Genomic DNA, 26,395 nt, shown 5'->3' with positions numbered 1-26,395 from the left:
CAACCCTCAGTTGACGGCTTTCGAAGATGATGCATTCTTCAGAGTCGGTGAGCCCGTTCCCTTCGTCGCGCAGCCAGATACACTGGGGCCGTTAAGTTTGGACAATGCTATCGAGAAACTGGCAGAGACCTATGGGGTTAAAGCTGAGCAGATAGAAATTACCATCAGGTCTAGACCTGCCACATTGACTCAGTCGGCAGAATAGTGAATCAGCCCAGCCCCGCGCTGGGCTTTTTGCGTCTGTCGGCTCAGTTATTGAGCAGTTCGCACATTTTAGAAAACTTGAGAATGTCGTTCACACCACTTGCTTCACACCCGGCGATGAACGCCAGTAGGCCCTCGATTGCACCGCGCGCGCCTTTTCGAATGGGGCGCCCGTGCGGGAGCAGGTAATCAGCGACGCGGTATCGCTCGATTGGCCAGGCCTGCAAGGCCTCCAAGAGCAGTTCTCGCATCTTGGCGACGGCATATGGCCCATCTGCTGGGTCGCGAAGTGCTTGCCTCAGCTTCGTGAAGTCGTGTTGCATTGCCGACCTCCTGGTGTGGCGTGAAAGCCCGGCGCTTGGCCGGGCTTGGAGTCAGTCTTCTACCACAACGGCATTGAAAGCGAATTGCACCTTGTACTCGACTAGAGACAAGTCTGGTATGGCTTCCGCAGCGTAACGAACAGCGTCTGGAAATTCGCTGGCAATCAGCATGCCTCGGGGACGCTTGCTATCCCTTCGTCCATACCAACCGAGGTAACGGGCGATTTGCCCTACAGCAGCATCCTTCGCCTGGCCAACTTTTAGCTCGATGACAACGCGGCGACCAGCAGCATCCTCTGCAAGGATGTCGACCCGGCCTACATCAATGCTCACCTGGCGATCAATGAAGCGAAGACCTTTTTCGATGCTGTCGAGACTGCGGACCAAGTGGGTTTCAACGTCCCGCTCCAGGCTGATAGAAGTCTCTACCAGTTCCTCAATTTTAGCTTCTTCTACATCTTCGAAGTCATCCGTATCGCCATTAGCTGATGGCGCCCAGGTGTTGACCCCATGAAGCTCGGGACTATAGCGATGGAAGCGACCATCCTCGGAGCGGAAGAAGAAGCGGTCAGCCCACTTGTGATGGATGTAGGCCTTTGGATTATTGACTGTGCAGGCGTAGAAATGGGCAGCGATAGCGCCAGGCTTCCATCGTTTAGGGAATTCGCGGTCGATGTAGTCCCTCATTTCTTGCCTTGTGGCACCATCGGTTGCTTGCTCTATGTAGTTCCGCAGAGCTTCAGCCAGCGTTGTCATGCATTGTCTTCCTGATCTTGGGTAGGGAGTGGGAGGGCAGGGAAAGTAGGTGTTGGTTGCGATGAATGCAGGATGTCACAACGCTACTATGGCTCCAATTAGTTCTGCTACTGGCTTTCCATCCACGCTGGATGCCTGGCCAGCCCGCTGCTACAGTCGCAATTTTCAAGGGAGGGGATCACATGCGAATTCTGGTAGGCGCCCTGGCGCTGGCATTGCTGGCGGGCTGCGCAAGCGTTGCTGATACTCGGAGCAATCCCCCACTGCTGACTTTGACCTCAGCAAAGCCCGCTCAGGAAGTTGCGGAATGCATACGCGACAGCTGGCAGAGCACGACGGTACTTGGAGCGAGCATTGGTGGGATCCTGCAGTCTTCCGGTGATCGATACTCCGTCTTGGCGCCTGATGCGCAGGCTCCCCTGCACTTGGTGGATGTAGTTCCGAGCGGAGGAGGTTCCTCGGTTCAATACCACTTCTACCGAACTTGGCAGTCACCACTCGACCGAGTGACAGACGCGGTCAGGGCCTGCGTTCGGTAACCGATGTTTCGACTGAAAACCACCTCCGGGTGGTTTTTTTGTTTCTGGAGAACAGCAATGGCCGCACCGGCAATCGAACACCATCCTATGACCAACGTTGTGCTGTACGGAAAGCTTCGCCAGTTTGGCCGGTCTTTCAGGTTGTCAGTGCGATCTCCTGCAGAGGCGATCAGAGCCCTGTGCATCCAAGTGCCGGGCTTCGAACGGTACATGGCAGAGGCAAAGTCGCAGGGTATCGAGTTCGCAATTTTTCGAGGTGACAGGAATCTGGGTGAGAAAGAGCTTGGCTTCGTTGGTGCCGGCGATATCCGGATTGCACCTGTGATTACCGGCAGCAAACGTGCCGGTCTGCTGCAGACCATTATCGGAGTTGTGATTGTAGTTCTGGCCTGGTGGAACCCACTGGGCTGGTCTGCAGCTACGGCGCTTGCCGTGGGCATGGGCGGTGGATCAATGGCCGTCGGCGGTGTGATCCAGATGCTGAGCCCTCAAGCAAAAGGGCTCAGCATGAGCGGATCACCGGATAACCTGCCCAGCTACGCCTTCGGCAGCGCGAAGAACACAACCGCCAGCGGCAATCCCGTCCCTATTTGCATCGGCAAGCGCCGATGGGGCGGGGCGATCATCTCTGCCTCCGTCGAGGCGCAAGACAAGGCCTAGGGCCAACTCAGCGAACAGGCCGCCTCCGGGCGGCTTTTTAATGCCCGGAGGAAAGTATGGGCGCAGCAGCTCACCTGGATATCACTGGCGCCAAGGGCGGCGAGAGCAAGCCAAAGACCCCTGTCGAAGCACCGGACAGCCTGCAGTCCACGAACATCGCAAAGATCCTGCTAGCCGTGGGTGAGGGCGAGTTTGATGGCACGCCGACCGATCGTGACATCTACCTCGACAACACGCCAATCATGGACGCCAGCGGCAACGTGAACTTCCCGGGCGTGAAATGGGAATGGCGGCCAGGGTCGGTCGAGCAGGACTATATCCAAGGAATTCCCTCGATTGAGAATGAAACCAACGTCAACGTCGAGCTGCGCAGTGACAATCCATTCACACGCTCCCTGAGTAATATCCAGCTGTCTGCAGTTCGGGTTCGCATGTCTTGGCCGCGCCTCGTAAGCCAAGACAGCAGCGGCAACACCAACGGCTACCGAGTTGAGTACGCTATCGACATAGCAACGGACGGCGGGGCTTATGTGGAGTCGCACCTGGGCGCTGTAGATGGCAAGACCACTAACGGCTACCAGCGGTCCGTGCGCGTCAACCTGCCCAAGGCAACAACCGGGTGGATGCTGCGCGTACGTCGGATCACTCCCAATGCCAACAGCGGAACCGTGGGCGATACGATGGTTGTGGCCGGCTACACGGAAATCATCGACCAGAAACTCCGCTATCCGAACACCGCTCTGCTCTACATTGAGTTCGATGCGCAGCAGTTCCAGAACATCCCGGCGGTTACGGTTGACTGCAAGGCCAAGCGCTGGCCCGTGCCGACCAACTACGACCCGGTCACCCGCACCTACACCGGTGTGTGGGACGGTACCTTCAAGCAGGCGTGGACCAATAATCCCGCCTTCGTCACCTACGGCATCTGCGTCGAGGACCGTTTCGGTCTAGGCAAGCGGATTCAGCCATGGATGGTTGATAAATGGGAGATGTACCGCATCGCCCAGTATTGCGACCAGCAAGTAACCAATGGTGTCGGCGGTCTGGAGCCGCGGTACCTCTGCGATATGAACCTGCAGGGCCGCGCCGAGGCGTGGACGCTTCTGCGCGACCTTTCGGCAATCTACCGAGGGATGGTGTATTGGGCTCACGGCTCCCTGTTTATGCAGGCAGACATGCCGCGCGCGCAGGACATCGACTATGTCTTCACCCGGGCAAACGTGATTGACGGGGAGTTCGTTTACGGTGGCGCCGAGCGCAGCACGCATTACAGTCGGGCACTGGTCAGCTACGACAACCCGGCCAACAACTACGACACCGATGTCATTCCCGTAACCGACCTGGCGCTTCAGCGCCGTTACCGCGACCGCCCCGTAGAAATTTCCGCGATCGGCTGCACCCGTGCGTCCGAGGCCCAGCGTCGTGGTAAATGGGCGCTGCTGAGCAACAACCAGGACCGGACCGTAACCTTCAAAACCGGCATGGAGGGCCGCATCCCGCTGCCGGGCTACGTCATTCCTGTGGCAGATGAGCTGGTGGCCGGGCGGCCGAACGGTGGCAGGATCTCGTCGGCAGCCGGCCGTGTGGTCACCCTGGACCGCGACACGCCGATCAAGGCTGGCGATCGCCTCATTCTGAACCTGCCAAACGGGACCGCCCAGGCGCGTACCGTGCAGTCGGTCGCCGGGCGGGCTGTAACGGTAGCCGCCGAGTACGGCGTGCAGCCCGAGCCACAGCTGCAGTGGGCCATCGACTACGACGACCTGGCGGTCCAGCTGTTCCGGGTGCTGAAGACCACGCGCACCAAGGAAGGCGAGTTCGAAATCACCGCGCTCGAATTCAACCCGAGCAAGTTTGCAGCCATCGACACAGGCGCCAAACTGGACGAGCGGCCGATCAGCGTCATTCCCGTGACCACCGTGCAGCCGCCGGCCAGCGTGACTCTCACCTCGGCTCACGCGATTGACCAGGGTATCGCGGTCAACACCATGACCATTGCTTGGCCGGCCGTTCCGGGCGCCGTCGCCTACGACGTGGAGTGGCGCAAGGACAATGGCAACTGGATCCGCTTGCAGCGCACCGGTGCGGCGTCTGTCGATGTGGTCGGTATCTATGCCGGCGCCTATCTGGCCCGCGTGCGGGCGGTCAGCGCCTTCGACATCACGTCGATTTGGAAAAGCTCGATCCTGACTCAGCTGAACGGCAAGGAAGGTCTGCCACCGGCGGTCACCTTCCTCAACACCGAAAGTCTGCTGTTCGGGATCAGCGTCAAGTGGGGTATCCCAGCTGGTGCCGAAGACACCCAGCGCACCGAGCTGTGGTACAGCGAAGGCACGGATCTCGACGCGGCAACCAAACTGGCCGACCTGGCGTACCCGCAGAGCGAGCACGTCATGCAGGGCCTGCGTGGCGGCCAGCGGTTCTTCTTCTGGGCGCGCCTGGTGGATCGCACCGGCAACCTCGGCCCGTTCTTCCCGGTGGCGCCGACCGTGGTCACCGGTGTGGCCAGCATGGACGCCTCGCCAATCCTTGAGCAAATCACCGGCGAGGTGCTGGAAAGCCACTTGGGTCAGGAGCTGAACGAGCGCATCGACCTGATCGACAAGGACGGTCCAGGCTCGGTAAATGAGCGCCTGGGCGAAGTGCGCAGCGACCTGAACGAGCAGATCGCCGACGTGAGCAACGCTGTCGCGGATGTCGACAGCGCGTTGGCCCAGGCGAAGCAGGACCTGCAGCGCCAGATCGACGAGGTGGCCGACCTAGCCGACTCGATGCCGTACGATCCGGCCAAGGCTTACACTGCAGGGCAGGGCGTACTGGGCGCTGACGGCAAGCTGTACCAGGCCAAGGGCGCGGTACCGGCCGGTAACGCCCCGCCGAACGCTACCTACTGGACCGACATCGGCCAGGCGGTGCAGGCGGCGAACGGGATGGCCGCTCGCGTGCAGACCGTTGAAACCAAGGTTGAAACCCTGGAGGGCGTCACCACCGCCCAGTCCCAGCAGATCACCGGCCTGCAGTCGAGCCTGACCACCACCAATGGGAACGTCGCAGCAGCGCAGCAGGCCGCCGAGGCTGCCGCAACGCTGGCGGGCGGCAAGGGCAAGGTCATCGTGCAGTCGGCCGCGCCAGCCGCCGCTGACCGTCTCGCGCAAAACCTGTGGATCGATACCACCGGCAACGCCAACACGCCTAAGCGCTGGAGCGGCAGCGCGTGGGTAGCAGTGACCGACAAGGTGGCCACCGACGCGGCAGCGGCTGCCGCCAATGCCCTGGCCGTGGCGCAGACCAAGGCCGACGCCTCTGTGGTGCAGAGCCTGACCACCCGGGTAACCGAGGCCGAGGGCTCGCTGTCGTCGCAGGGCCAGGCCATCACCGGGCTGAACAACAGCCTGACCACCACCAACCAGAACGTCACCGCTGCGCAGCAGGCCGCCCAGGCGGCTGCCACCGCAGCTGGCGCGAAGGGCGAGGTGATCTACGGCTCGACCGCACCTGCGGCAGACAAGCGCCTGGCGCAGAACCTCTGGATCGACACCACCAGCAACGCGAATACCCCGAAGCGCTGGAATGGGACGGCTTGGGTTGCCGTCACCGACAAAGTTGCAACGGACGCGGCAGCAGCTGCCGCCAGCGCGCTGAGCCAGGTGGCCACCAAGGCGGAATCCTCGGTGGTGCAGACCCTGACGGGCCGGGTCATCGACGCCGAGGGCAAGCTGACCACCCAGGGTCAATCCATCACCGGCCTGCAGAACAGCCTGACCACGACCAACCAGAATGTGACGGCAGCACAGCAGGCGGCCCAGGCTGCCTCGGACGCCGCCGGCGCCAAGGGCAAGGTGCTGTACCAGTCGACCGCGCCGGCAGCGGCGGACCGCCTGACGCAGAACCTGTGGATCGACACGACCAGCAACGCCAACACGCCGAAGCGGTGGAACGGCTCTGCATGGGTGACGGTGACCGACAAGGTGGCTACTGACGCCGCTGCTGCTGCGGCCAATGCGCTGAGCCAGGTGGCGACCAAGGCGGATGCCTCGACTGTCCAGTCCCTGACCAACACCGTGGAACAGCAGGGGGCTGCCATCACGGCCAATGGCCAGGCGCTGACCAGCATCAACGCTTCGCTGGCCCAGGCTGGAGGCGAGAACCTGTTCTACAACCCGTCGTTCGAGCGGGTAGGCTCAACTGCCGGCTTGGCAGATGGGTGGACCACTGGCACGCCTGCCGGTGTGACTCGCACAGCCTCGCTTGTGGCGTCGACGCTTGACCCGAGTGGCAAGGCCCAGCGCTACGATGTTTCCGGCATCGACAACGCTTCGCGATACCTGGATACCTACCATTCACCGAAGTTTCCAACGGTGAGCGCCGGCCAGTTCGTGAGCGTTTCGATCTATGTGAAGGTGACCGCTGGCTGCCTGATCCGCTGGTATCTCCAGCCGAGAAACGCCGCAGGCACGACCATCGTCACCCAGACCCCAGGAAACATCGTCGCTACGGGAGAGTGGCAGCGCTTGGTGTTCGAGGGCCGGGAGATGCCGGCGGGCACAGTGGCGTGTCCCGTGATCTTCCGCGTCTTCGGTGCCTCATCGACTCCGCAGGATGCGGTCGTTGAGATAGACCGCGCCCAGTTTGAAATCGGGCGAATCGCGACAGGGTGGCGAGACAACGGCCAGCTTGCTGGCGCCGACGTTGCCGCCAACGCCTCGGCGACAACGGCGCTGGCTGGCCGTGTCACTGCTACCGAAACCGGGCTGACCGCTGCCTCTGGGCAAATCACCGACCTGAACAACTCGATCGGGGATGTCGGCGGCGAGAATCTGTTCTACAACCCCACGTTCACCAAAGCAGGAACGGGGACCGACATTGCTGATGGCTGGGCCACGGAAGGGCCGGCGACCAGCGTCGAATCGCTGGTTACCTCATGGCTGAACGCAGGGGAGAAGGCGGTACGTGTTGAGGTTTCCAGCGTGGGTACGGGCACGCCCTATAAATCGCTGCGTCCAACTGGAGGCACGAAAGACCGCCGGCCAATGGTCGCCGAAGGTCAAACCGTTGCGACCTCTGTCTATCTTCGCGGCACCGCTGGCCTGGGGCTCAGGTTCTTCATTCAGTGGATCAACGCGGCAGGCACCGTGATCAGCGCCCCTAACTCGGTGATGTTTACCATTACCGCAGCAGGCAAGCGTGAGCAGTTCAGTGCCGTCGCGCCTGCAGGGGCGGTGACTTGCTACGTCTACCTGCGTGTCTACAGCGCAACCGGCGCGGTTACCGCGGGATACGTGGAAATGGCGCGGCCCCAGTTTGAGTATGGGGCGCGTGCCACCGGGTGGCGAGACAACGGCCAAGTCAACGCGGTGAACAACAGCGCGAACTCGGCTGCCGTGCAGAGCCTTACCTCAACCGTAGACCAGCAAGGCTCAACTCTATCCAGCGTGGCCGGGAGGACCACCAGTCTGGAAAACAGCCTGACCACGACCAACCAGAATGTGACAGCTGCGCAGCAGGCGGCCCAGGCCGCCGCTACAGCAGCGGGCGCGAAGGGGGAAGTCATCTACGGCTCAACCGCTCCGGCCGCAGACAAGCGTCTCGCGCAAAACCTGTGGATCGACACCACTGGCAACGCCAACACGCCGAAGCGCTGGAGCGGCACCGCCTGGGTCGCCGTGACGGACAAGGTGGCCACTGATGCGGCGGCTGCGGCTGCCAATGCGCTCAGCCAGGTGGCGACGAAGGCTGAGGCCTCGGCGGTCAACTCGCTGACCAACCGGGTAAGCACTGCTGAGGGCACGATCACCAGCCAGAGCACCGACATCACCCAGCTCAAGAACAGCATCGGCGCGGCTCAGCCGTTCGTTGCCGGGATGACCTGGGAGTTTACGAACTCCACCAGGGGCTGGGTGGCAACCGCAACGGGTGGCACTATCGCTGCTGGGCCGCTCTTCGCCACGGTGACCAAGAACCCCAACCTGCAGTGCAACTTCACCCCTACCGTTTCGGGGGCGCAGAACCCGTACCTGCGCATCCGGCTGCGTCGGCGCAACACTACGCGGTCCGGGGCGCAGATGTACTGGGCGAACGAAGACGGCGGACTGGCAGAAGCCCGGCGCGTGGCCTGGGCCATCAGCACGACGACTACGGATTGGCAGGACATTGAAATCGATCTCTCCGGCCATGCCGGATGGAACGGCAAGAACATGTATGCCATCCGCCTGGATATGATGAACTCGGCCGACACGACCGGTGAAATCGACATCGCCTACATCGCAGTGGGAAGGCGATCGGCGGCTGCCTCGGCGCAAGCGGTATCCAGCCTCGACAGTGTTGTAACGCAGCAGGGCGCAACGCTCACTGCGGAGTCGAAGCGCATCGACGGATTGTATGCCTCTGTTGGGGATGCCAATGCGGCTATCCAAAGCGAGGCCACGGCCAGGTCCAGCGGTGATACGGTGCTGGGTCAGCGTGTGGATACTGTCCAGAGCAATTTGGGCACCACCAACGCCTCGGTGCAGCAGATCAGCACGGCCCAGAGCACGCTCAACGGCAAGATCACCGCGTCTTACTCGGTGAAGCTCCAGGTCGTCAACGGCAACCAGTACGTGGCCGCCGGCTTCGGCACGGGCATCGAGAACAACAACGGAGTGCTGCAATCGGTCTTCTCGGTGATTGCTGACCGCTTCACCGTGCTCAACCCGACCAACAACGGCTTCGTGAGCCCGTTTGCAATCCAAAACGGGCAAGTGTTCATCAATGAAGCCTTTATCTCGAAAGCAACCATCCAAAACGGGATTGTGGGAAGTTATCTAACTTCCGCTCAGCTCACTACTTGGGGAGGCCCTGTAACTACCGTTAACTTCTCCGACGGGACTATTGCAGTGCGGCACCCGACCAGGGTGAATACATACACTGTGATGAACCAGGCCGGAATCACCGTAATCGTTGATAACGTGGTAAGGGTCAGAATGGGGATTTGGTGATGCCGCAAGGTTTTCAAACGTTCAATGCTTCAGGACAGTTGTCGCTGGACGCGACGAGCAGGGCTGCGCGTATCACTTATGCCTTTGAGACAGGGACAGCTGATGGAGCTGTCTCAGTCCCAAACTTAGGTATTGGTGGCGAGCCATTCTTTTTTGTGTCTGACAACTCTGCGGATATTGATTTGTCGAATCTCTACGCCTACCCAAATGTGTCGATCAGTGGAACTACTGTGTCGTGGGGATTTGTGGATTGGGTCTTTCAGGGGGCGAATGTGCCAAGGCGATCCGTAGTCATCTGGGTAGGAACATTCTAATGACGATTGGCTTCCAGTCTGTATTTGATAATGGCCTATTCCAGATCGACTCTGACTTTCGGCTATCAACGATTGCTCATCGCCAGGACTTCGCGGGCCCGTTCGGGACGTTGAGCACGCCCTTCGTTGCAACGCCGTATTACTTCGACGTTGGGATTGCCGCCCACGTTGGCGCGGTCTTCTTCGCGTGCGATACCCCGATCTTCATTGCCCTTATGTCAAAGGTGGGCACCACTTGGAGGTTCAGGTGCTCGACCACTGCAGTTATAAGGATTTACGCATATGCCGACCAAGATATGCCATTTACTAATGACGGTTTTCAAACCTTCAACTCTGCCGGAACTCTAACCTATGACTCTGGCGCAAAAATTTTGCGGCCAGTTGATATCGTTCGCGGAGCTGGCAATGGAGTGACGAAGAACTGGCCTGGGCCATCGGCAAATTACGCAGCTGGAATTGGTAATTTTCCCAAGCGGATCGTTGGTGCTGCTCAGGCCGGAATACCGTATATGGTAATGTTTTCATACGGTGTGACAGTTGGCCCAACAACATACGGTGTTGGTGAAAGCCCCATACTCTCTCGGCCTGTGGGTGGCGGTGGAGTTCCGCCGCCGCCTGCTTCGCCTGCAATGCAACCCCCAACTTTAATGTGTATAGATGTCAGCGGACACTAACTTAGCCCTGGAGGGCAACGATATGCCATTTATCGCCGTCAATATGAACAATGACTTCGACGTAGCCAACAAGATCCGTTATGCCACGCAGGAGCAGGCAGACGCCCGCGCTCGTGAGATCCTGGCGCAGTTCCCATCGGCCCAGGTCTACATCGCCCAGGTGCTGAAGGAGTACACCGCCAAGGTGGACATCACCGTGGCTGACCCAGCCGAGCCTGTGGAAGAGCAGGCACCGGAATAGGCAGACCCTGATTCCGCTAGAGACCACCCAGGCCCGCCTAGCGCGGGCTTCTTTTTGCCTGGAGAATCCAATGGCTCGACTTAACGAGGTCCAGGCCGGCGGGGCCAATGTGCTCCGCTTCCTGGATCTGATCGCCTTTTCAGAGGGCACTTCGCCCGTGGCGGGCAGCGATGACGGCTACAACGTGCTCTACGGGCGCGGCCTGTTCACCGGCTACCAGGATCACCCGCGGCGCAAGCTGACTTTCCCTATCAACGGCAAGCCGGTCACCAGCACGGCGGCTGGGCGGTACCAGTTGCTTGAGCGGTACTGGGACGCCTACCGAGTCAGCCTTCGCCTGCAGGGTGGCTTCACGCCAGAGAACCAGGATCGTGTGGCCCTGCAACAGGTCCGCGAGTGCCGTGCGCTGGACGACATCAAGGCTGGGCGTATTCAGCAGGCCATCGCCAAGTGCTCGAACATCTGGGCCAGCTTCCCGGGCAACGCTTACGGCCAAAACCCGCACCAGCTGGAGAAGCTGCTGGCGCAGTGGCGCAAGTTAGGCGGGGTGCTGGCATGACGATCAAGACGATCGGCCGCTGCCTGGGCCAGGCCGAGGATGGCTCGCTCTGGTTCTTCTGCAATGGGTGCAAGCCTCCGCATAGCCTGAACGTAGGAGCGGGCAACGGCCCGCGCTGGGGCTACAACGGCAATGCTGAGGCGCCCACCTTTACCCCGTCCGTTCTGTCTCGGTACCGGCTGGGCAGCAAGGAGACTGTCTGCCACTCGTTCGTCACTGACGGGCGCATCCAGTACCTGGTCGACAGCACCCACGCCTTGGCTGGCCAGACGGTCGATCTGCCCGAATGGGAGGCAGCATGGAACAACTGGTAGTGAGATATGGCGCGCCGCTGCGCAGTCTAGGGCTCCTGCTTCTGCTCGCATCCTACTGGGGCGTGTACCAGCACGGCCGAGCAGTGGAGCGGGCCGACGCCGCCCAGGCATCAGCAGAACGAGACAGCGGCGACCGCCTGGCCGAGGTGATTGGTGAGCGTGGCGCCCGCCAGGAAGAACAACGACGCGCTCAGGCGCAGGAGGAGGCAAGAGCCCATGCCCAGGAAGAACGAACGATTGCTGATGCTGGCGCTGCTGGTGCCGATACTGCTCGCCAGCGGCTGCGCGACGAAGCCGGAAAGCTCGCCGCCACCGTCAGTTGCCCCGGCACGGATACCGCCGCTGTCGCCCGAGGCCAGGCAGCCACCCGCGCCGCAATGGTGCTCTCCGACCTGCTCGCACGGGCTGATGAACGAGCGGGAGAGCTGGCGAAGGCTTATGACCAAGCCCGAGTAGCCGGCCAGCTCTGCGAGGCGTCCTATAATGCTCTGACCAAGTGATCGGGGCATAGCCGTGGAGAAGCGCACTTTCATCGGAATGGTCGAAGCCGGCGAGCCGCTGATCCAGCAGGCTGTCGATGCCATGCGGCGGTACCATGAGGCCGAGGCGGCGGGCCAGCCACAGGAAGAGGTGGAGCGCCTTCGCCTCTTGGCCGAGTCGCTTTTCCAGGCAGTATCCGATTACCAGCTGCGTGTCATGGCTAAGGCTCGCGGCAAGGACCTGCCGCCTCTCCACTGATACCGCTGAGCGGCGATTGCCTGGTGGTGCGCTAGTCCGATACGATACTGTATCTATATACAGTATTGGTGCGCCATGTATTTCCTTCTCGTCCGCCGCCGCGAGCGCGGCGTTGCCATCCCTGCTGAAAAGCTAAGCAAGGTCCAGCCGCTGCGGGCCGACGTGCACATCGAGTATGGCAACAGCAAGGTACTCGGCCGCCCATGCATCGAGGCCTGGGTGTTCAACCCGACCCCAAGCGGCGACATCATCCCGCGGCTGCACGACGCCTGCGTCAACGGCATGGCCACGCTGGGGATGAACATCACCGGTTTCGAGGAGGTCGACGGTGTGCTGTACGCGCAGTCGTGGTGGTGTAGGACAATATGATGGCCGGGATACCGCAGGCCTGGCTCGACGAGCTCAACGATCACTTCTCGCTGGTCAGCGATCCTGATGGCCGGGCGGCTGTGCTCAATGAGATGGCCTATGCCGCTCGCCGGCGCCAGGTGATGGGTGAGGGCGACCTGGTGGAAATGCTGGAAATGGTTGAGGCTGCCAGGCTGTGGGCGCTTTCGGAACTTGAAGGGGCGCCCGGGGTGGAGCCTGCTGAAGGCGCGGCTGGTTGAGGTTGGCGAGCAGGTTTAAGCTCGGCGGGCGAGCGGGTATATAAAGGAAGGGAAACGGTCGGCAGGACGCCGCAGGCAGGCTGGCTAAGGCCAGTGACTTTTGAAGTGACTTCATCAGGATGCGTCCGGACGTGTTGTGCCTCGTTGCAGCGAAAGCAGGGCCGGAAATCCTGTGTTATCAAGCCGTTAGCTAGGCTTGGCATGCATGGGGTGCAAGGGGTCGAGTGTTCGAATCACTCCGTCCCGACCATATAACTCCAAAAGATCCAGTCACTTAGCGGTGACTGGATTTTTTTATGCCTCATCGATTGTCTCGTTTAGTGATTTTTGCCCCACTTTTTGCCCCACTTTTTGCCCCACCGAGAATTTCCACTTTCTGACGAGTGTTGGCCAGCAGGGTCTGTTGAACCTGCTGAAATTCCTCATTTTGAGGATCAACGCGGCGTGATGCTCTCTCAGCGAGAGCTTCGTCAGGCAGGGCTGGATCAGTCGCCGTCGCTGCCTAGTAGAGGTCCTGCCACCCCTAAGAACGGGGTGGCCCACTAATACTCGACATTATTAAAACATACCGCCTCAGGCTATTCGGCCTCATGCATTCCAGTACAGCCGCTCAGGATTCTTCACAAGGATCTGGTTCAGGATCTCTGAATCAGCAATCCATGTGTTCAGGAGATTCAAAGCCAGTCCGTTATCTTCATTTCGGAAATATTCGAGCTTGTCTTTGCTGCGGGTTGTACCCGGTGGAGGCATGGTGTGAGGAAAATCGCTCGCCCAGAGCAAGCGATCCGGTCTTGCGGCTATAAGGGCTTTGGCGAAGGGTTGTACATCGGAGTAGTCAGGTTGCGTAGATACGCGGTAAAGCGCTGACAATTTCACATAGATGCGTCCGCCCTTGAGAAGAGAGAGCATTTCCGCATAGCCTTCCTGATCGGGGCCCTTAGCTGCATCCAGGTGTCCATAGTGATCAAACACAAAGTCCACTGGCAGTTCTCGTAAGGTGCTGGCCAGTGCTTTGATGGTTTCCAGATTTGCGTACATCTGGATGTGCCAGTTCAAGTTTGAAATTTTCGCGGCCAGGTGTACCAGATTTTTTTTGACCGTATCGAGATCAGCGTTTCCTTTGACCTCAAGGTTCACCCTTACGCCGCGGACTCCAGCAGCATGCATGATGCGAAGTTGTTGCTCACTGAGTCCGTCATCAATAACGGCAACGCCTCGTGCCCGCTTCGTCCCGAGCTGGTCCAGCGCATCAAGCAAGCAGCGATTGTCTGTGCCGTAAGGACTGGGCTGAACGATGACAACTCGGTCCACTCCAAGCGCTTGCAGATGTTGTTCCAGAATGCTTACCGGAGATTTATCCGGCAGATAGCTGCGAGACTCGGAGTAAGGGAAGCGGTCTGGGTCGAAAACATGAACATGGCAGTCGCATGCCAGCGGCGGCACTTTATGCAGACTGGGTGTGTAACTCAGGCGACGGGTAATTTCCGCTAACGCAAAGCGTGGGGCGAGGATGGCCAAACCTGCAAGTACCGGCACGGCACGCAGAACACTACGTCTTGAGATCATCTTGTTGTTTCCTTTGTATGATGAAAAAACTGACGTTGCTGTCAAAAAAGGCCGGACCGCCAAGAGTGTGGAGTGGCGGTACGGCCTTAAAGAACGTAGAAGAAGGGGAGGTTATTAGTTGCTCAGGACACTATCAGGTACATGCACCTCTCCGCTCATGATGCGTCGAGCAGAGCGGCTCATGATGGCCTTGGAAACCTTCCATGCACCTTGAACCTCCTGTGCTTCAGCGCCCACAGCCAGGGTTCCAGAGGGGTGGCCGAAGCGGATCTGACGGCCGGCAGCGGTTGGCACCAGTCCGCTGAGTACGGTGCCCGGAATTACCGATGCGACGGCGATCGCTACAGCGCCTGTTCCTGTCATTGCGTGGTGAAGCTTGCCCATAGAGAAGATGCGGGCGTTCAGGTCCAACCCTTCAGGCGCAATGTGTTCACCGTTGGAGGCGATGTAGGCGCTGGCTGGTGCTACGAACGATAACTTGGGCGTGTGCGGGCGTTCGGCAGTGGCTTGCTCAGGTGTGCTTGCAAGTCCCATGCGAACGGCAGCATGGGCTCGGATCGCTTCCGCTCGAGACAGTAGTTCCGAGTTGCCATTGACCTGAGCTTGCAGCTCGTTCCCTACCAACCCAAGGGCATGAGCACCGATGAAAATAGCTGGGTTGCCGGCATTGATCATCGTCGCCTGGATCTCACCAACACCGGGAATGTCCAACACATCGATCGGATTGCCGGTAGGAAACATGCTTGCCCCTTCGGCATCGCCGTCACCACTTGGGTCAATGAACTCCAGCTCAACTTCCGCGGCAGGGAAGGACACGCCGTCCAGTTGGAAGTCGCCATCCTCAAGTGGTACGCCGTCTTTCATGGGGACATGGGCAACAATCTTTGCCCCGATGTTGGCTTGCCAGATACGCACAGTGGCTTTGCCATCGCGAGGAGTATCAATGAGCCCTTGGGTGATTGCGAACAGGCCAACTGCCGATGTCAGGTTGCCGCAGTTACCGGACCAGTCGATCACCGGCCGATCGATGGCGACCTGGCCGAAGCGATAATCAACGTCGCAATCTTCTCTGTCCGAAGGCGATACCAAAACCACTTTGCTGGTACTGGAGGTCGCGCCGCCCATGCCGTCTATTTGCTGACCGTAAGGGTCAGGGCTACCAACCACGCGAAGCAGGACACGCTCACGTAGCGCAGGGTCTGCCGGTAGCCAATCAGGTTGGAAGAACACGCCCTTGCTGGTGCCGCCGCGCATGTAAACGGCCTTGAAGGACTGCTGGGACATGGAGAAACCTCGGCTTGATAACGATGATTTGCGTTTATTGAAGCGCAAAGGCAATTTTAGATCAAGCGCCAAATTCCTCGTACTGTCGGCTCGCCACAAGATGAGCAAGCCTGTGTATATTCTTCCTCTGACCCTCCTGTTGATATCAAGCAAATGACCCTCGACCTCACCACCAGCCAGCGCAAGGCACTGCGGGAAATCGTCAATTACGTGCGGCGCGAGCGCATCGCGATCGGCACACACCTACCGGAATGGACGCTGGCCAAATTGATTGGAACCTCCCGCTCGCCGGTCAAGGTTGCATTGGAATGTCTGGTGGACGCAGGGGTAATGCGCTATGACCGAAACCGGGGTTATCACCTGGACAGCGACATGCACGATCTCCCGCAATCGTTGAAGGTTCATCTGCAAGAAGTCGACGACCCGCTCTACCTGCGATTGGCCGAGGCCAGATTCGACGGGCAGGTGCCAGATTCGGCAACCGAGGCTGATCTGACCCGCTTACTTGATGTTTCCCGTGCCGAGATTGGCAGGGTGCTAAGCCGCGCACAAAGCGAGGGCTGGGCGGAGAAGGAGGTAGGTTACGGCTGGCGTTTTTTGCCGATGATCGACTCTCTGGAGGCTTACGACGACATGTACAGCCTGCGCTTGGCGATTGAGCCTGCAGGCATATTGAGCCCGCGATTCAACCCGAACATCGAGCAGCTACACGCACTCAGGCATGAGCAGCAGTTGATCCTCGATGGCGGTTACCAGACGATGACGAGCATCGAACGGTTTGAATCCAATGCCCGCTTCCACGAGACAATCGCTCATTGGTCAGGTAACCGCTTCGCATTGCAAACGTTGCGACGGTTGGATCAAATGCGTCGGCTTGCCGAGTATCGTCAAGCTCGCCATGACCTGCCGCGGCAGGCGCTAGCACGAGAGCACCTGGACATCCTTGCGGCGATAGAGGTGGGCGACAATCTGCTTGCTGCCAGCCTGATGCGTCAGCACATCGAAGCTGCAAGGCGCAAGAAAGCGGTTTCCTCAGTATTTGAGCACCCTCAGCCAGCTGCTCTGTTAGCCCATTGATGTACCGGGTTTTTTCTTGAAGACCGCCGAATGGCGGTCTTTTTTTTGGGCCGCCAATTCCTTTGACTGCGCTTGTGCGTTGACAAACACAATTTATCAGATCTACTCTAATTGCGCTTTCGGCGAAAAATAAACAATGTGCCGATGGAGAGGTAGCCTGATGAGTAACAGTCCCCACCCAGTCGTCGATACGCATGCTCATGCTTTCCACCGAGGACTGAGCTTCGTAGACAGCCGCAGATTCACGCCCCGCTACGACGCGGCGTATTCCGACTACATTGCACAGCTAGATCAGCATGGCTCTGATTACGGTGTTCTTGTCGCCTTGAGCATTTTGGGCACCGACAACAGCTATATGCTCGAATGCCTTGCACGTGCAGAAGGTCGACTGCGGGGCGTAGTAGCCATTGACCCTGCCACTGATTTTAAACGCCTGGATGACTACTCAAAGGCCGGTGTTGTCGGAATACGTATTAACCTTACCGGCAATCTGCCCATCCCCGATTTCTGCACTCCAGCCTGGCGGCAGATCATCGGCTTCTGCCGCGACCAGGGCTGGCACATCGAGATCAATGACCGCTGTGACCGTTTGCCGTTGAGCGTTCAGCCCCTCATCGATTCAGGCGTATTCGTGGTCGTCGATCACTTCGCTATGCCGGACTCGAAGCTGGGCATCAACTCTCCGGGTTTCCAATGGCTGCTACAGGCCGCTGAATCCAGACTTGTATGGCTCAAGCTCTCCGGCGCCTTCCGTTTTGGTCCGACGATCGCGGATCAGGCCGCCCCCCAATTGATAAAGGCGTTTGGGCCGGACCGTCTGCTGTGGGCGAGCGACTGGCCATTCACTCAGCACGAAAGCAGTGAGAGCTATGCCCTGCAAGTTGAGCGACGCCAAGCCTGGTTACCCACTGCTGAACTGCAACGCCAAGTGCTGTGGGAAACGCCTGCGCGCCTGTTCCAGTTTTAAACCTTTACAAGAATTAGCCTGAAGAGAACCGAAAATGAACGAGAGCTCCCTTTTCTCAAGCCTGCGGACGTTTGAAACATCCAATGGACGCCTCTATGCCTATCACGCCTTGGAGGCTATTGAAGAGGTAGGTTTCGGCCCGATGAGCCGGCTTCCTGTGGTCATCCGCATTCTGCTTGAGTCAGTTCTGCGTAACCGGGATGGCAAGAAAGTGCTGAGTAGCCATATCTGCGATCTGGCTAACTGGAAGCCTAACGCTCCTCGTGAAAACGAGATCCCATTCGTAGTAGGCCGCGTGCTGCTCCAGGACTTTACCGGCATCCCGTTACTGACCGACTTGGCAGCGATGCGCAGCCAAGCTGCTGCCCGCGGTGCGGATCCGAAGGCTATCGAACCGCTGGTTCCTGTTCACATGGTCGTCGACCATTCGGTTCAAACCGAGTTTTCCAACGTCCCCAATGCCCTGCGCAAAAACATGGAAGTCGAGTTCCGACGTAACCGTGAGCGCTACGAGCTGATGAAGTGGGGGATGCAGGCATTCGAAACCTTCAAAGTCATCCCGCCTGGCATTGGCATTTGCCACCAGATCAACCTGGAATACCTGGCTCAGGGCGTGATTGAGAAGGATGGTCTTGTCTATCCCGATACCCTTGTTGGTACTGACAGCCACACCACTATGATTAACGGTATCGGCGTGCTGGGCTGGGGTGTGGGTGGTATCGAAGCTGAAGCCGGCATGCTGGGGCAGCCGGTGTACATGCTGATGCCTGACGTCGTCGGCGTCGAGCTCAAAGGTCAACTGCGTCCAGGTGTAACAGCCACTGATGCCGTACTTGAAATCACCCAGACCCTGCGCGCCGCGAAAGTAGTGGGCAAATTGGTAGAGTTTTTCGGTGAGGGCGCTAGCTCGCTGAGCGCAACCGACCGCGCCACCATCGCCAACATGGCACCTGAGTACGGAGCAACCACCGGCTTCTTCCCCGTCGATGAAAAAACCCTCGATTACTACGCTCAAACCGGGCGAAGCGAAGAGCAGGTTGAACTGATCCGTACCTACTTCAAGGCCCAAGGTTTGTTCGGTTCGCCGGCAAGCGGCTCCATCGATTATTCCCAGGTCATCGTCGTAGATCTCGATGCCATCATTCCCTGTGTTTCTGGCCCTAAGCGACCGCAGGATCGCGTCGAACTCGGCGCGCTCGGTCAGCGCTTTGACGAAGTCATGCAGCAGGATGCCAAGAGCGGCGGTTATGCCAAGGCCGCAGAGCAATTGGAAGAGCGCTACCCGGTCAGTGCACTTGACGCGGCTGGCACAGCGCATGAATACGAAGTCGGTCACGGCGACGTGCTTGTAGCGGCGATCACATCGTGCACCAATACCTCCAACCCCGAGCTGTTGATCGCTGCAGGTTTGTTGGCTCGCAATGCAGTTCGTCGTGGCCTGAAGGCCAAGCCTTGGGTCAAGACACTCTTCACGCCAGGATCACGCGTGGTGACTGCATACCTTCAGGATGCCGGTTTGACCCAACCTTTGAGCGATCTCGGTTTCGACATCGCGGCCTATGGTTGCGGCGCGTGCGTTGGCAATATCGGGCCGCTGAATCCCGCGCTTGAAAAAGTTGTCGTGGGTAAAGACTTGGTATGCAGTGCGGTGCTGTCTGGCAACCGCAACTTTGAAGCACGCATTCACAGTAACCTGCGCGCCAATTTCCTCGCCAGTCCGCCCCTGGTAATTGCTTTTGCTCTGGCAGGTAGTACTCGCTGCGACCTCACCAAGGAGCCACTGGGCTTCGATGCTGAAGGTAAGCCAGTAATGCTCAGCGATCTGTGGCCGAGCAATGATGAAATCAAGGCCCTGTCGGTCAAGGCTGCCAATCCCAAGCTGTACAAGGAATGGTACGCCGACCTTACCCGTGACCACGATCTGTGGAACAACATTGCTGCCGCAACGGGTGAGGTCTACAACTGGCCGGCCTCGACCTATGCCGCAGAGCCGGACTTCTTTGACACCAAAGACGTTGGAAAGCCGATTCGCAAGGCACGGGCCCTGGCAATTCTTGGCGACTCCATTACGACTGACCACATCAGTCCTGCAGGCTCGATCGCAAAAGACTCAAGCGCAGGCCGTTGGCTCGCCGAGCACGGCGTCGAACCACAGGACTTCAACACCTACGGCGCTCGACGTGGACACTTTGAGGTGATGGTCCGTGGCACCTTCGCCAACGTTCGCTTGAAGAACCAGATGCTGCCAGTCAAGGCAGACGGCGCCGCCGATGAAGGCCCTTATACGCTTTTGCAGCCTTCGGGTGAGCGAACGGGTCTGTTCGAAGCTTCTCGGGCCTACCTGAAAGAAGGCGTCCCGGCGCTGATCTTCGCAGGCGAAGAATACGGCACAGGTTCTAGCCGAGACTGGGCCGCTAAGGGCACCCGCCTGCTCGGTGTTCGCGCTGTGATCGCGAAGAGCTTCGAGCGAATTCATCGCAATAACCTGGCAGGTCTCGGCGTACTGCCGTTGCAGTTCAAGCAAGGGGACGACGCACGCACGTTGGGGCTGGATGGATCTGAGTCCTTCGACTTGCTGGGCATTGAGTCGGGTGTCGAGCCTGGCCAGGACGTAACCCTGCGCATCACCCGGAAAGATGGCAGCCAACTGGATGTGGCGCTGCTGGCTCGCATCGACACCGCGATTGAGGCGGTCTACTTCCGCAACGGAGGCATTCTGCCTTACGTCCTCGACAGCCTGCTTGAGCCAGGTCAGGCCGCAAAGACTCGACAGTCCGAGGCTGCACAGCTTTAACGGGGGGGCCTCTCCCGACGCTTCATCACAGATATCAATTATAAGAATGTGGCGGGCCTTGGGCCCGCCCTGGAGATGCAAAATGAGCGTAACTCTTCAGGCTGCCTCTGCCGGCGAAGCCTCGTCCTACGAACAAGAATTGCAGCGGCGCGCGGTCAACAAATGCGCGTGGCAAATGTTGCCACTGCTAATTCTGGCCTTTGTCTTCAACTACATCGACCGCACCAGCGTTGGGTTTGCTGCGTTGACCATGAATGCCGATCTCGGCATGACTGCCACTCAGTTTGGCTGGGGGGCAGGTATTCTGTTCGCTGGCTACTGCTTGCTGGAGGTCCCCAGCAACCTGGCGCTCTACCGCTATGGCGCCCGCCGCTGGCTGGCTCGCATCATGATCACTTGGGGTATCGCCGCAGCTGCCACGGCTTTCGTCATTGGTCCCTATACCTTCTATCTCGCACGTTTCATCCTGGGTGTCGCCGAAGCTGGCTTCTTCCCGGGCGTTGCTTTCTACCTCGCTTGCTGGTTTCCCGCTCAGTATCGCACCCGCATTCTGGCGTGGTTCATGGTGGGTGTACCTGTTTCTTCGATCATCAGTGGTCCTTTCTCTGCGCTGCTACTGAACATGCAAGGCTTTGGTGGTCTGCACGGCTGGCAGTGGATGTTCATCATTCAAGGCCTGCCTGCTTCGCTGATTGGTATCGTTGTACTGTTCAAGTTGCGTGACAAACCTTCCGAAGCGCACTGGCTGACTACTGAAGAGCGCGAGGCGCTTGAAAAGGTGCTCGCTAGTGAGAACCGTCAAAAGGAGAAGAAGGACCTTCTGGGTGCTCTGAAAGATCCACGCGTCTTGCTGCTCACCTTGATTCAGTTTGGCTTTGTATTGGGTTCCTATGGCATTGGCATCTGGCTGCCAACCATCCTGCGCTCGCATGGGTTGGATGTAACCAGCACTGCAATGTTGTCTTCGGTGCCGTACATTTTTGCCACCGTCGGCATGCTGCTCTGGGCGAAGAAAGTGGACCGCAATGGCAAAAAGACCCTGAACCTGATGCTGTGCTGCCTTCTGGGCGCTATTGGCATGGGTGCAGCCGCGATGTTCTCTCAACTGGTACCAGCCCTGGTAGGTATCTGTGTTGCGGTGCTCGGCGCCACGACTGCTCGAGCGATTTTCTGGAGCATCCCAACCAGCTTCCTGACTGGTGCCGCGGCTGCTGGTGGCCTGGCCTTCATCAACTCGGTTGGTACATTTGGTGGCTTTGTAGGCCCATTCATGGTCGGCTGGCTCAAAGACGTCACTGGCTCCTTCACCATGGGCACTCTGTTTATGGGCGGCATGTTGCTGCTGTCTGCAACCCTCACCCTGGTTCTGCGTCGACTGATCAAAACCTGACGCTATGTGCCTGGCGGTAGCTTCCGACTACCGCCACCTCTTTTTTAAAACACTTCCCAACACATCAGTGATCCACTGGAGTTAACCGTGCGCAACAAAAACAAAACTGCACGCAAGCTGCTGGCTGTCTCCCCGTCTTTGGTAGTGGCGTGCGCCGGTGCCGAAGGCTTCATCGACGACAGCAAGCTGACATTTCAAACGACGAACTTCTATGTGAACCGCGACTTTCGCGATGGGGCAGGGCAAAACAAACGCGAAGAATGGGCTCAAGGCTTCACGCTGGATGCCCGCTCTGGTTACACCGCAGGTACTGTAGGGTTCGGCATTGATGCGCTGGCCATGCTTGGAGTCAAACTCGATTCGAGTCCCGATCGAACCGGCTCCGGTCTCCTGCCAACGCATGACGATGGTCGTGCGGCAGATGAGTTCAGCCGCCTCGGGCTCACTGGAAAGGTCCGTATTTCACAGAGCGAATTCAAATACGGCACACACATCCCCAAACTGGTAACAGTGCAAGCAAACACCGGCCGCATTCTTCCCCAAACATTCGAGGGGGGCGTCCTTACCGTGAAGGAGCTCGATGCCCTCAGCTTCACCGCTGCGCGCTTTGACCGATTGACTGATCGCGATTCCACAAATGCTGTGCCGATCACACTGAACAACAAGAACCGTCGATTCGCTGGCAATGCCGAGGGCGATGCGTTCTGGGTTGGAGGCGCCGACTACCAGGTCAACAAATCGTTGATGCTGAGCTATCAATACGCTCAGCTCGAAGAGGTCTACGACCAACACTTCCTCGGTTTGAATCACAGCGCCGCGCTTGGACCAGGCACTCTGAAAACCGACTTACGCTTCATGGACAGTGGCGACCAAGGCCGCGCCTTGGGGGGCACCATCGACAGTCGCGCACTGTCCGGCATGTTCACCTACAACCTGGGTGGCCACGCCCTTGGTCTGGGCCTGCAAAAAATGTATGGCGACACGTCGATGCCCTACATCAATGGCACCGATCCATACCTGACCAACTACATACAGATCAACGACTTCGCCGAACCTGGTGAAAGGTCCTGGCAACTGCGCTACGACTACAACTTCGCGGCAATGGGGGTGCCTGGCCTTACCTTCATGACACGTTATGTTCGTGGTGACCAAGCGGAGGCCGCTACCCGCAATGGCAGTGGTCACGAGTGGGAGCGCAACACGGACATCCAATACGTGTTCCAGTCTGGATCGCTGAAAAACCTCGCTGTGCGCTGGCGTAATGCGAGCTATCGCTCAAGTTTCGCCCGCGGTGCTGATGAGAACCGTTTGATCCTTACCTACACACTCCCCATTTTCTGACTCTGGAGAAACGATGAACTTCACCATCCAGCAAGTACTCGCCGACCTCGCGCCTGATGGCATTCTGCGAGCTGCGATCAACTACGGTAACCCTGTCTTGGCCCAACGCGGTGAGGATGGTGAAGCGCGAGGCGTGTCTGTGGCTCTTGCTAAATCCCTCGCTCACGAACTGGGCGTCAAGCTGGAGATGCGTACCTTCGACGCAGCGGGCAAAGTCTTTGCGGCCCTTGAAGAGCCCGATCATTGGACTGTCGCCTTCCTGGCCATTGAACCGGTCCGCGAGGCGCAGATTTTGTTCAGTGATCCATATGTGCTGATTGAGGGTACGTATTTGGTTGAAAAAAACTCGCCGTTCCAAGGCGTGGAGCAATTGGATCGCCCCGGCGCACGCCTTGGTGTGGGAAAGGGGGCCGCCTATGACCTCTATCTGAGTCGCACGCTCCAGCATGCGACGCTTGAACGTGCAGACACGTCCGCTGCAGCTGTTGATCTATTCATTGAGCAGCAGTTGGACGCAGCTGCAGGCGTGCGCCAGCCTCTTGAACAAATCGCAGCCCGAAATCCGCGTTATCGCGTGCTTTCTGACGCATTCACTTCCATCCGCCAAGCAATGGCGGTACCGCGTAGCAAAGAAGCAGGCGCTGGGTACGTGTGGGAGTTCGTTGAAAGGCGTCTTTTTGAAGGTTTTGTTCGCGGTGCGTTGCTGGCCTCCGGACAAACCGATGTCAGTGCACGGCGCTGAAGATTTCTCGATTCACCCCGGATAAATCAATTGAGGTTACAAGCAAGATGGCTAAGGCCGCTGATGTCGTTGTGCAATGCCTGGAAAACGAAGGTGTCGAGTATGTGTTCGGCATTCCTGGTGAGGAAAACCTCGACCTGCTGGAATCCCTGCGCAAGTCGAAGATCAAGCTGGTTCTGACCCGCCACGAGCAGTCCGCGGGCTTCATGGCCGCCACCTATGGCCGCCTGACCGGCAAGACCGGCGTCAGCCTGTCGACCCTGGGCCCTGGCGCGACCAACCTGGTAACTGCCAGCGCCTATGCGTATCTGGGCGGCATGCCGATGATGATGATCACCGGCCAGAAGCCGATCAAGAAGTCCAAGCAGGGCCGCTTCCAGATCATCGACGTGTGCGGCACGATGGACCCCATCACCAAGTACACCCACCAGTTCGCCTCGGCCGACAACATCCCGGCGCGCATGCGCGAAGCGTTCCGCCTGGCTGAAGAAGAAAAGCCGGGCGCCGTGCACCTGGAGCTGCCGGAAGACATCGCCGCCGAGCAGACTGATGCTCTGCCGGTGCCACGCAGCCTGCACCGGCGCCCACTGGCCGAGCACAAGGCCATCGAGGCCGCGGTCGAGAAGCTCCAAGCGGCTCGCAATCCGATCCTGGTGATCGGTGCTGGTGCCAACCGCAAGATGACCGCCAAGGTCCTCGAGCAACTGATCGACAAGACCGGCATCCCGTTCATCACCACCCAGATGGGTAAAGGTGTGGTCGACGAGCGTCACCCGCGCTTCCTGGGTAACGCTGCGCTGTCCTCCGGTGATTTCGTCCACCGCGCCATCGAAGCGGCCGACCTGATCATCAACATCGGCCACGACGTGATCGAGAAGCCACCGTTCTTCATGGTCCGTGGCGGCACCGAAGTCATCCACATCAGCTTCCGCTCCGCCGAAGTCGACGCCGTGTACTTCCCGCAGGTGGAAGTGATCGGTGACATCGCCAACGCCGTGTGGCAGATCAGCGAAGCGCTGACCGATACCAGCCACTGGGACTTCACCCGTCTGATGGCCATCCGTGAAGCGAACGAAGCGCAAATCGCCGAAGGCGCCGACGACAACCGCTTCCCGGTCTATCCACAGCGGCTAGTGGCGGATATCCGCCGGGTGCTGCCGTCCGAAGGCATCGTTGCCCTGGACAACGGCATCTACAAGATCTGGTTCGCCCGTAACTACAAGGCGCACAAGCCGAACACCGTACTGCTGGACAACGCCTTGGCGACCATGGGCGCCGGCCTGCCATCGGCAATGGCGGCGCACCTGGTGCACCCGGATCGCCCAGTGATTTCGGTGTGTGGCGACGGCGGCTTCATGATGAACAGCCAGGAACTGGAAACCGCGGTACGCCTCGGCATGCATATCACCGTGGTGATCCTGCGTGACGACGGCTACGGCATGATCCGCTGGAAGCAGGCCAACATGGGCTTCACCGACTTCGGCCTGGACTATGGTAACCCGGACTTCGTCAAATACGCTGAAGCTTACGGTGCCAATGGTTACCGCGTGGAAAGCGCCGATGCGTTGCTGCCGCTACTGGACCACTGCGTTTCCAACCCAGGCGTGCATGTGATCGACTGTCCGGTCGACTACAGCGAGAACGACCGTATCCTGAATAGCGAATTGCGTGAGCGAGCACTCGCAATTTGAGGCATTGCTTGGCTGCAAGTTGATAATCGAGTCAGCTGGTTAGTCGCCAGTTGGCTCCCAAGCATGCGTTCTGCCTGGCTCTATTCACATCTTTGCGTTTACCACAGATTATCCCACACGCCGGGATAGCTCATTCCTTGTAAATTTTCGTCAATAGCTTGAGTAGTAACTCCCGTTCTTCTTCATTCAGTTGCGCAGTCGCCTCGCGATCACTCTCACAAGCGATCTTTTTCAGTTCCTTTAGCAATGCCTCACCTGGCTTACTCAGGTAAATCCCATACGAACGCTTGTCAGGCTTGCTTCGCACACGGACTGCCAAGGTGCGCTCTTCCAGCTTGTTGAGCAAAGGCACCACCTGCGGAGGCTCGATCGCCAGGGCACGGGCCAAATCTGCCTGCATGAGCCCAGGGTTCTGGTCAATGATTGCCAGCGCCGAGAACTGCGCCGGGCGTAGATCGTAGGAGGACAGACGAGCGATCAGGTTTTGGAACAGTTTTAGCTGAGCACGGCGGAGCGCATAGCCAATCAAGTCCTCAAGAACGCCTTCCCCAGCAGGTATCGGGATTGACGTGGCGTCGACGGTTTGGGCGGGCTTCGCCATCAGGGAACGTGCTCCAGGGGAGGGTAAGAAGGTTATCT

Annotated in this window: 22 protein-coding genes; 17 read left to right on the top strand and 5 right to left on the bottom strand. The window is 58.9% G+C overall.

The features are described from left to right. Positions 1-248: 248 nt before the first annotated feature. Positions 249-527 (bottom strand): hypothetical protein, encoded by a 279-nt coding sequence (locus F3J45_RS00705; RefSeq protein WP_167055661.1) that lies wholly within the window; start codon positions 525-527, stop codon positions 249-251. Positions 528-578: 51 nt separating this feature from the next. Beyond that, positions 579-1,283: an endonuclease NucS domain-containing protein gene (locus F3J45_RS00700; protein ID WP_167055658.1), complete on the bottom strand. Its 705-nt coding sequence runs from the start codon at positions 1,281-1,283 to the stop codon at positions 579-581. A gap of 626 nt (positions 1,284-1,909) precedes the next feature. On the opposite strand from F3J45_RS00700, the gene F3J45_RS00695 reads away from it, so the two are divergent. The 10 genes from F3J45_RS00695 to F3J45_RS00650 all read left to right on the top strand — a co-directional run bounded on the left by F3J45_RS00695 (position 1,910) and on the right by F3J45_RS00650 (position 12,904). Further along, positions 1,910-2,482 carry a tail assembly protein gene (locus tag F3J45_RS00695; RefSeq protein WP_205299991.1) on the top strand — a complete coding sequence of 191 codons (573 nt, stop codon included), beginning with the start codon at positions 1,910-1,912 and terminating at the stop codon, positions 2,480-2,482. Positions 2,483-2,538: 56 nt separating this feature from the next. Further along, on the top strand, positions 2,539-9,456 hold the full coding sequence (locus F3J45_RS00690) for a phage tail protein (RefSeq protein ID WP_205300336.1): 6,918 nt from the start codon (positions 2,539-2,541) through the stop codon (positions 9,454-9,456). Positions 9,457-9,769: 313 nt separating this feature from the next. Further along, the gene (locus F3J45_RS00685) at positions 9,770-10,444 is read left to right on the top strand and encodes a hypothetical protein (RefSeq protein WP_167055652.1); all 675 of its coding nucleotides are present in this window, start codon (positions 9,770-9,772) and stop codon (positions 10,442-10,444) included. Positions 10,445-10,466: 22 nt separating this feature from the next. Then, complete coding sequence (locus F3J45_RS00680) at positions 10,467-10,685, top strand: hypothetical protein (RefSeq protein WP_167055649.1); 219 nt, start codon at positions 10,467-10,469, stop codon at positions 10,683-10,685. A gap of 70 nt (positions 10,686-10,755) precedes the next feature. Then, positions 10,756-11,244, top strand: a complete 489-nt coding sequence (locus F3J45_RS00675) for a glycoside hydrolase family protein (RefSeq protein WP_167055646.1) — start codon at positions 10,756-10,758, stop codon at positions 11,242-11,244. Continuing rightward, on the top strand, positions 11,241-11,558 hold the full coding sequence (locus tag F3J45_RS00670) for a DUF6527 family protein (RefSeq protein WP_167055643.1): 318 nt from the start codon (positions 11,241-11,243) through the stop codon (positions 11,556-11,558). Before F3J45_RS00675 ends, F3J45_RS00670 begins: the two co-directional genes overlap by 4 nt. Next, positions 11,543-12,058 (top strand): DUF2514 domain-containing protein, encoded by a 516-nt coding sequence (locus F3J45_RS00665; RefSeq protein WP_167055640.1) that lies wholly within the window; start codon positions 11,543-11,545, stop codon positions 12,056-12,058. The genes F3J45_RS00670 and F3J45_RS00665 overlap by 16 nt, the downstream gene beginning before the upstream one ends. A 13-nt stretch (positions 12,059-12,071) precedes the next feature. Further along, the gene (locus F3J45_RS00660) at positions 12,072-12,296 is read left to right on the top strand and encodes a hypothetical protein (RefSeq protein WP_167055637.1); all 225 of its coding nucleotides are present in this window, start codon (positions 12,072-12,074) and stop codon (positions 12,294-12,296) included. Between the two features lie 75 nt (positions 12,297-12,371). After that, complete coding sequence (locus F3J45_RS00655; RefSeq protein ID WP_167055634.1) at positions 12,372-12,665, top strand: hypothetical protein; 294 nt, start codon at positions 12,372-12,374, stop codon at positions 12,663-12,665. Next, positions 12,665-12,904, top strand: coding sequence for a hypothetical protein (locus F3J45_RS00650; RefSeq protein ID WP_205300335.1), 240 nt, complete (start codon positions 12,665-12,667; stop codon positions 12,902-12,904). Before F3J45_RS00655 ends, F3J45_RS00650 begins: the two co-directional genes overlap by 1 nt. A gap of 588 nt (positions 12,905-13,492) precedes the next feature. Here F3J45_RS00650 and F3J45_RS00645 read toward each other — a convergent pair. Further along, positions 13,493-14,470 carry an amidohydrolase gene (locus F3J45_RS00645; protein ID WP_167055628.1) on the bottom strand — a complete coding sequence of 326 codons (978 nt, stop codon included), beginning with the start codon at positions 14,468-14,470 and terminating at the stop codon, positions 13,493-13,495. A gap of 114 nt (positions 14,471-14,584) precedes the next feature. Continuing rightward, positions 14,585-15,754 (bottom strand): 2-methylaconitate cis-trans isomerase PrpF, encoded by a 1,170-nt coding sequence (prpF, locus tag F3J45_RS00640; protein ID WP_167055625.1) that lies wholly within the window; start codon positions 15,752-15,754, stop codon positions 14,585-14,587. 153 nt (positions 15,755-15,907) lie between these two features. Between prpF and F3J45_RS00635 the strand changes: the two genes are divergently transcribed. From F3J45_RS00635 to F3J45_RS00605, 7 genes are all read left to right on the top strand, one after another. Then, positions 15,908-16,831, top strand: coding sequence for a GntR family transcriptional regulator (locus F3J45_RS00635; RefSeq protein WP_167055622.1), 924 nt, complete (start codon positions 15,908-15,910; stop codon positions 16,829-16,831). Positions 16,832-16,991: 160 nt separating this feature from the next. Further along, a complete protein-coding gene (locus tag F3J45_RS00630; protein ID WP_167055619.1) occupies positions 16,992-17,798 on the top strand; it encodes an amidohydrolase in 807 nt (268 codons plus the stop codon). Positions 17,799-17,832: 34 nt separating this feature from the next. After that, positions 17,833-20,592: an aconitate hydratase AcnA gene (gene acnA / locus F3J45_RS00625; RefSeq protein WP_167055616.1), complete on the top strand. Its 2,760-nt coding sequence runs from the start codon at positions 17,833-17,835 to the stop codon at positions 20,590-20,592. An 82-nt stretch (positions 20,593-20,674) separates the two neighbouring features. Then, positions 20,675-21,982, top strand: coding sequence for an MFS transporter (locus F3J45_RS00620; RefSeq protein ID WP_167055613.1), 1,308 nt, complete (start codon positions 20,675-20,677; stop codon positions 21,980-21,982). 87 nt (positions 21,983-22,069) lie between these two features. After that, positions 22,070-23,323, top strand: a complete 1,254-nt coding sequence (locus tag F3J45_RS00615) for an OprD family porin (RefSeq protein ID WP_167055610.1) — start codon at positions 22,070-22,072, stop codon at positions 23,321-23,323. Positions 23,324-23,336: 13 nt separating this feature from the next. Further along, complete coding sequence (locus F3J45_RS00610) at positions 23,337-24,065, top strand: transporter substrate-binding domain-containing protein (RefSeq protein ID WP_167055607.1); 729 nt, start codon at positions 23,337-23,339, stop codon at positions 24,063-24,065. A gap of 47 nt (positions 24,066-24,112) precedes the next feature. After that, positions 24,113-25,756, top strand: a complete 1,644-nt coding sequence (locus F3J45_RS00605; protein WP_167055604.1) for an acetolactate synthase large subunit — start codon at positions 24,113-24,115, stop codon at positions 25,754-25,756. A 130-nt stretch (positions 25,757-25,886) separates the two neighbouring features. Here F3J45_RS00605 and F3J45_RS00600 read toward each other — a convergent pair whose 3' ends face one another. Further along, complete coding sequence (locus tag F3J45_RS00600; RefSeq protein WP_167055601.1) at positions 25,887-26,357, bottom strand: MarR family winged helix-turn-helix transcriptional regulator; 471 nt, start codon at positions 26,355-26,357, stop codon at positions 25,887-25,889. Positions 26,358-26,395 lie beyond the last annotated feature (38 nt).

The organism is Pantoea sp. Ap-967 (genome assembly GCF_011752565.1).
Classification (GTDB): domain Bacteria; phylum Pseudomonadota; class Gammaproteobacteria; order Pseudomonadales; family Pseudomonadaceae; genus Aquipseudomonas.
This window is presented reverse-complemented; position numbering and strand designations above follow the sequence as displayed.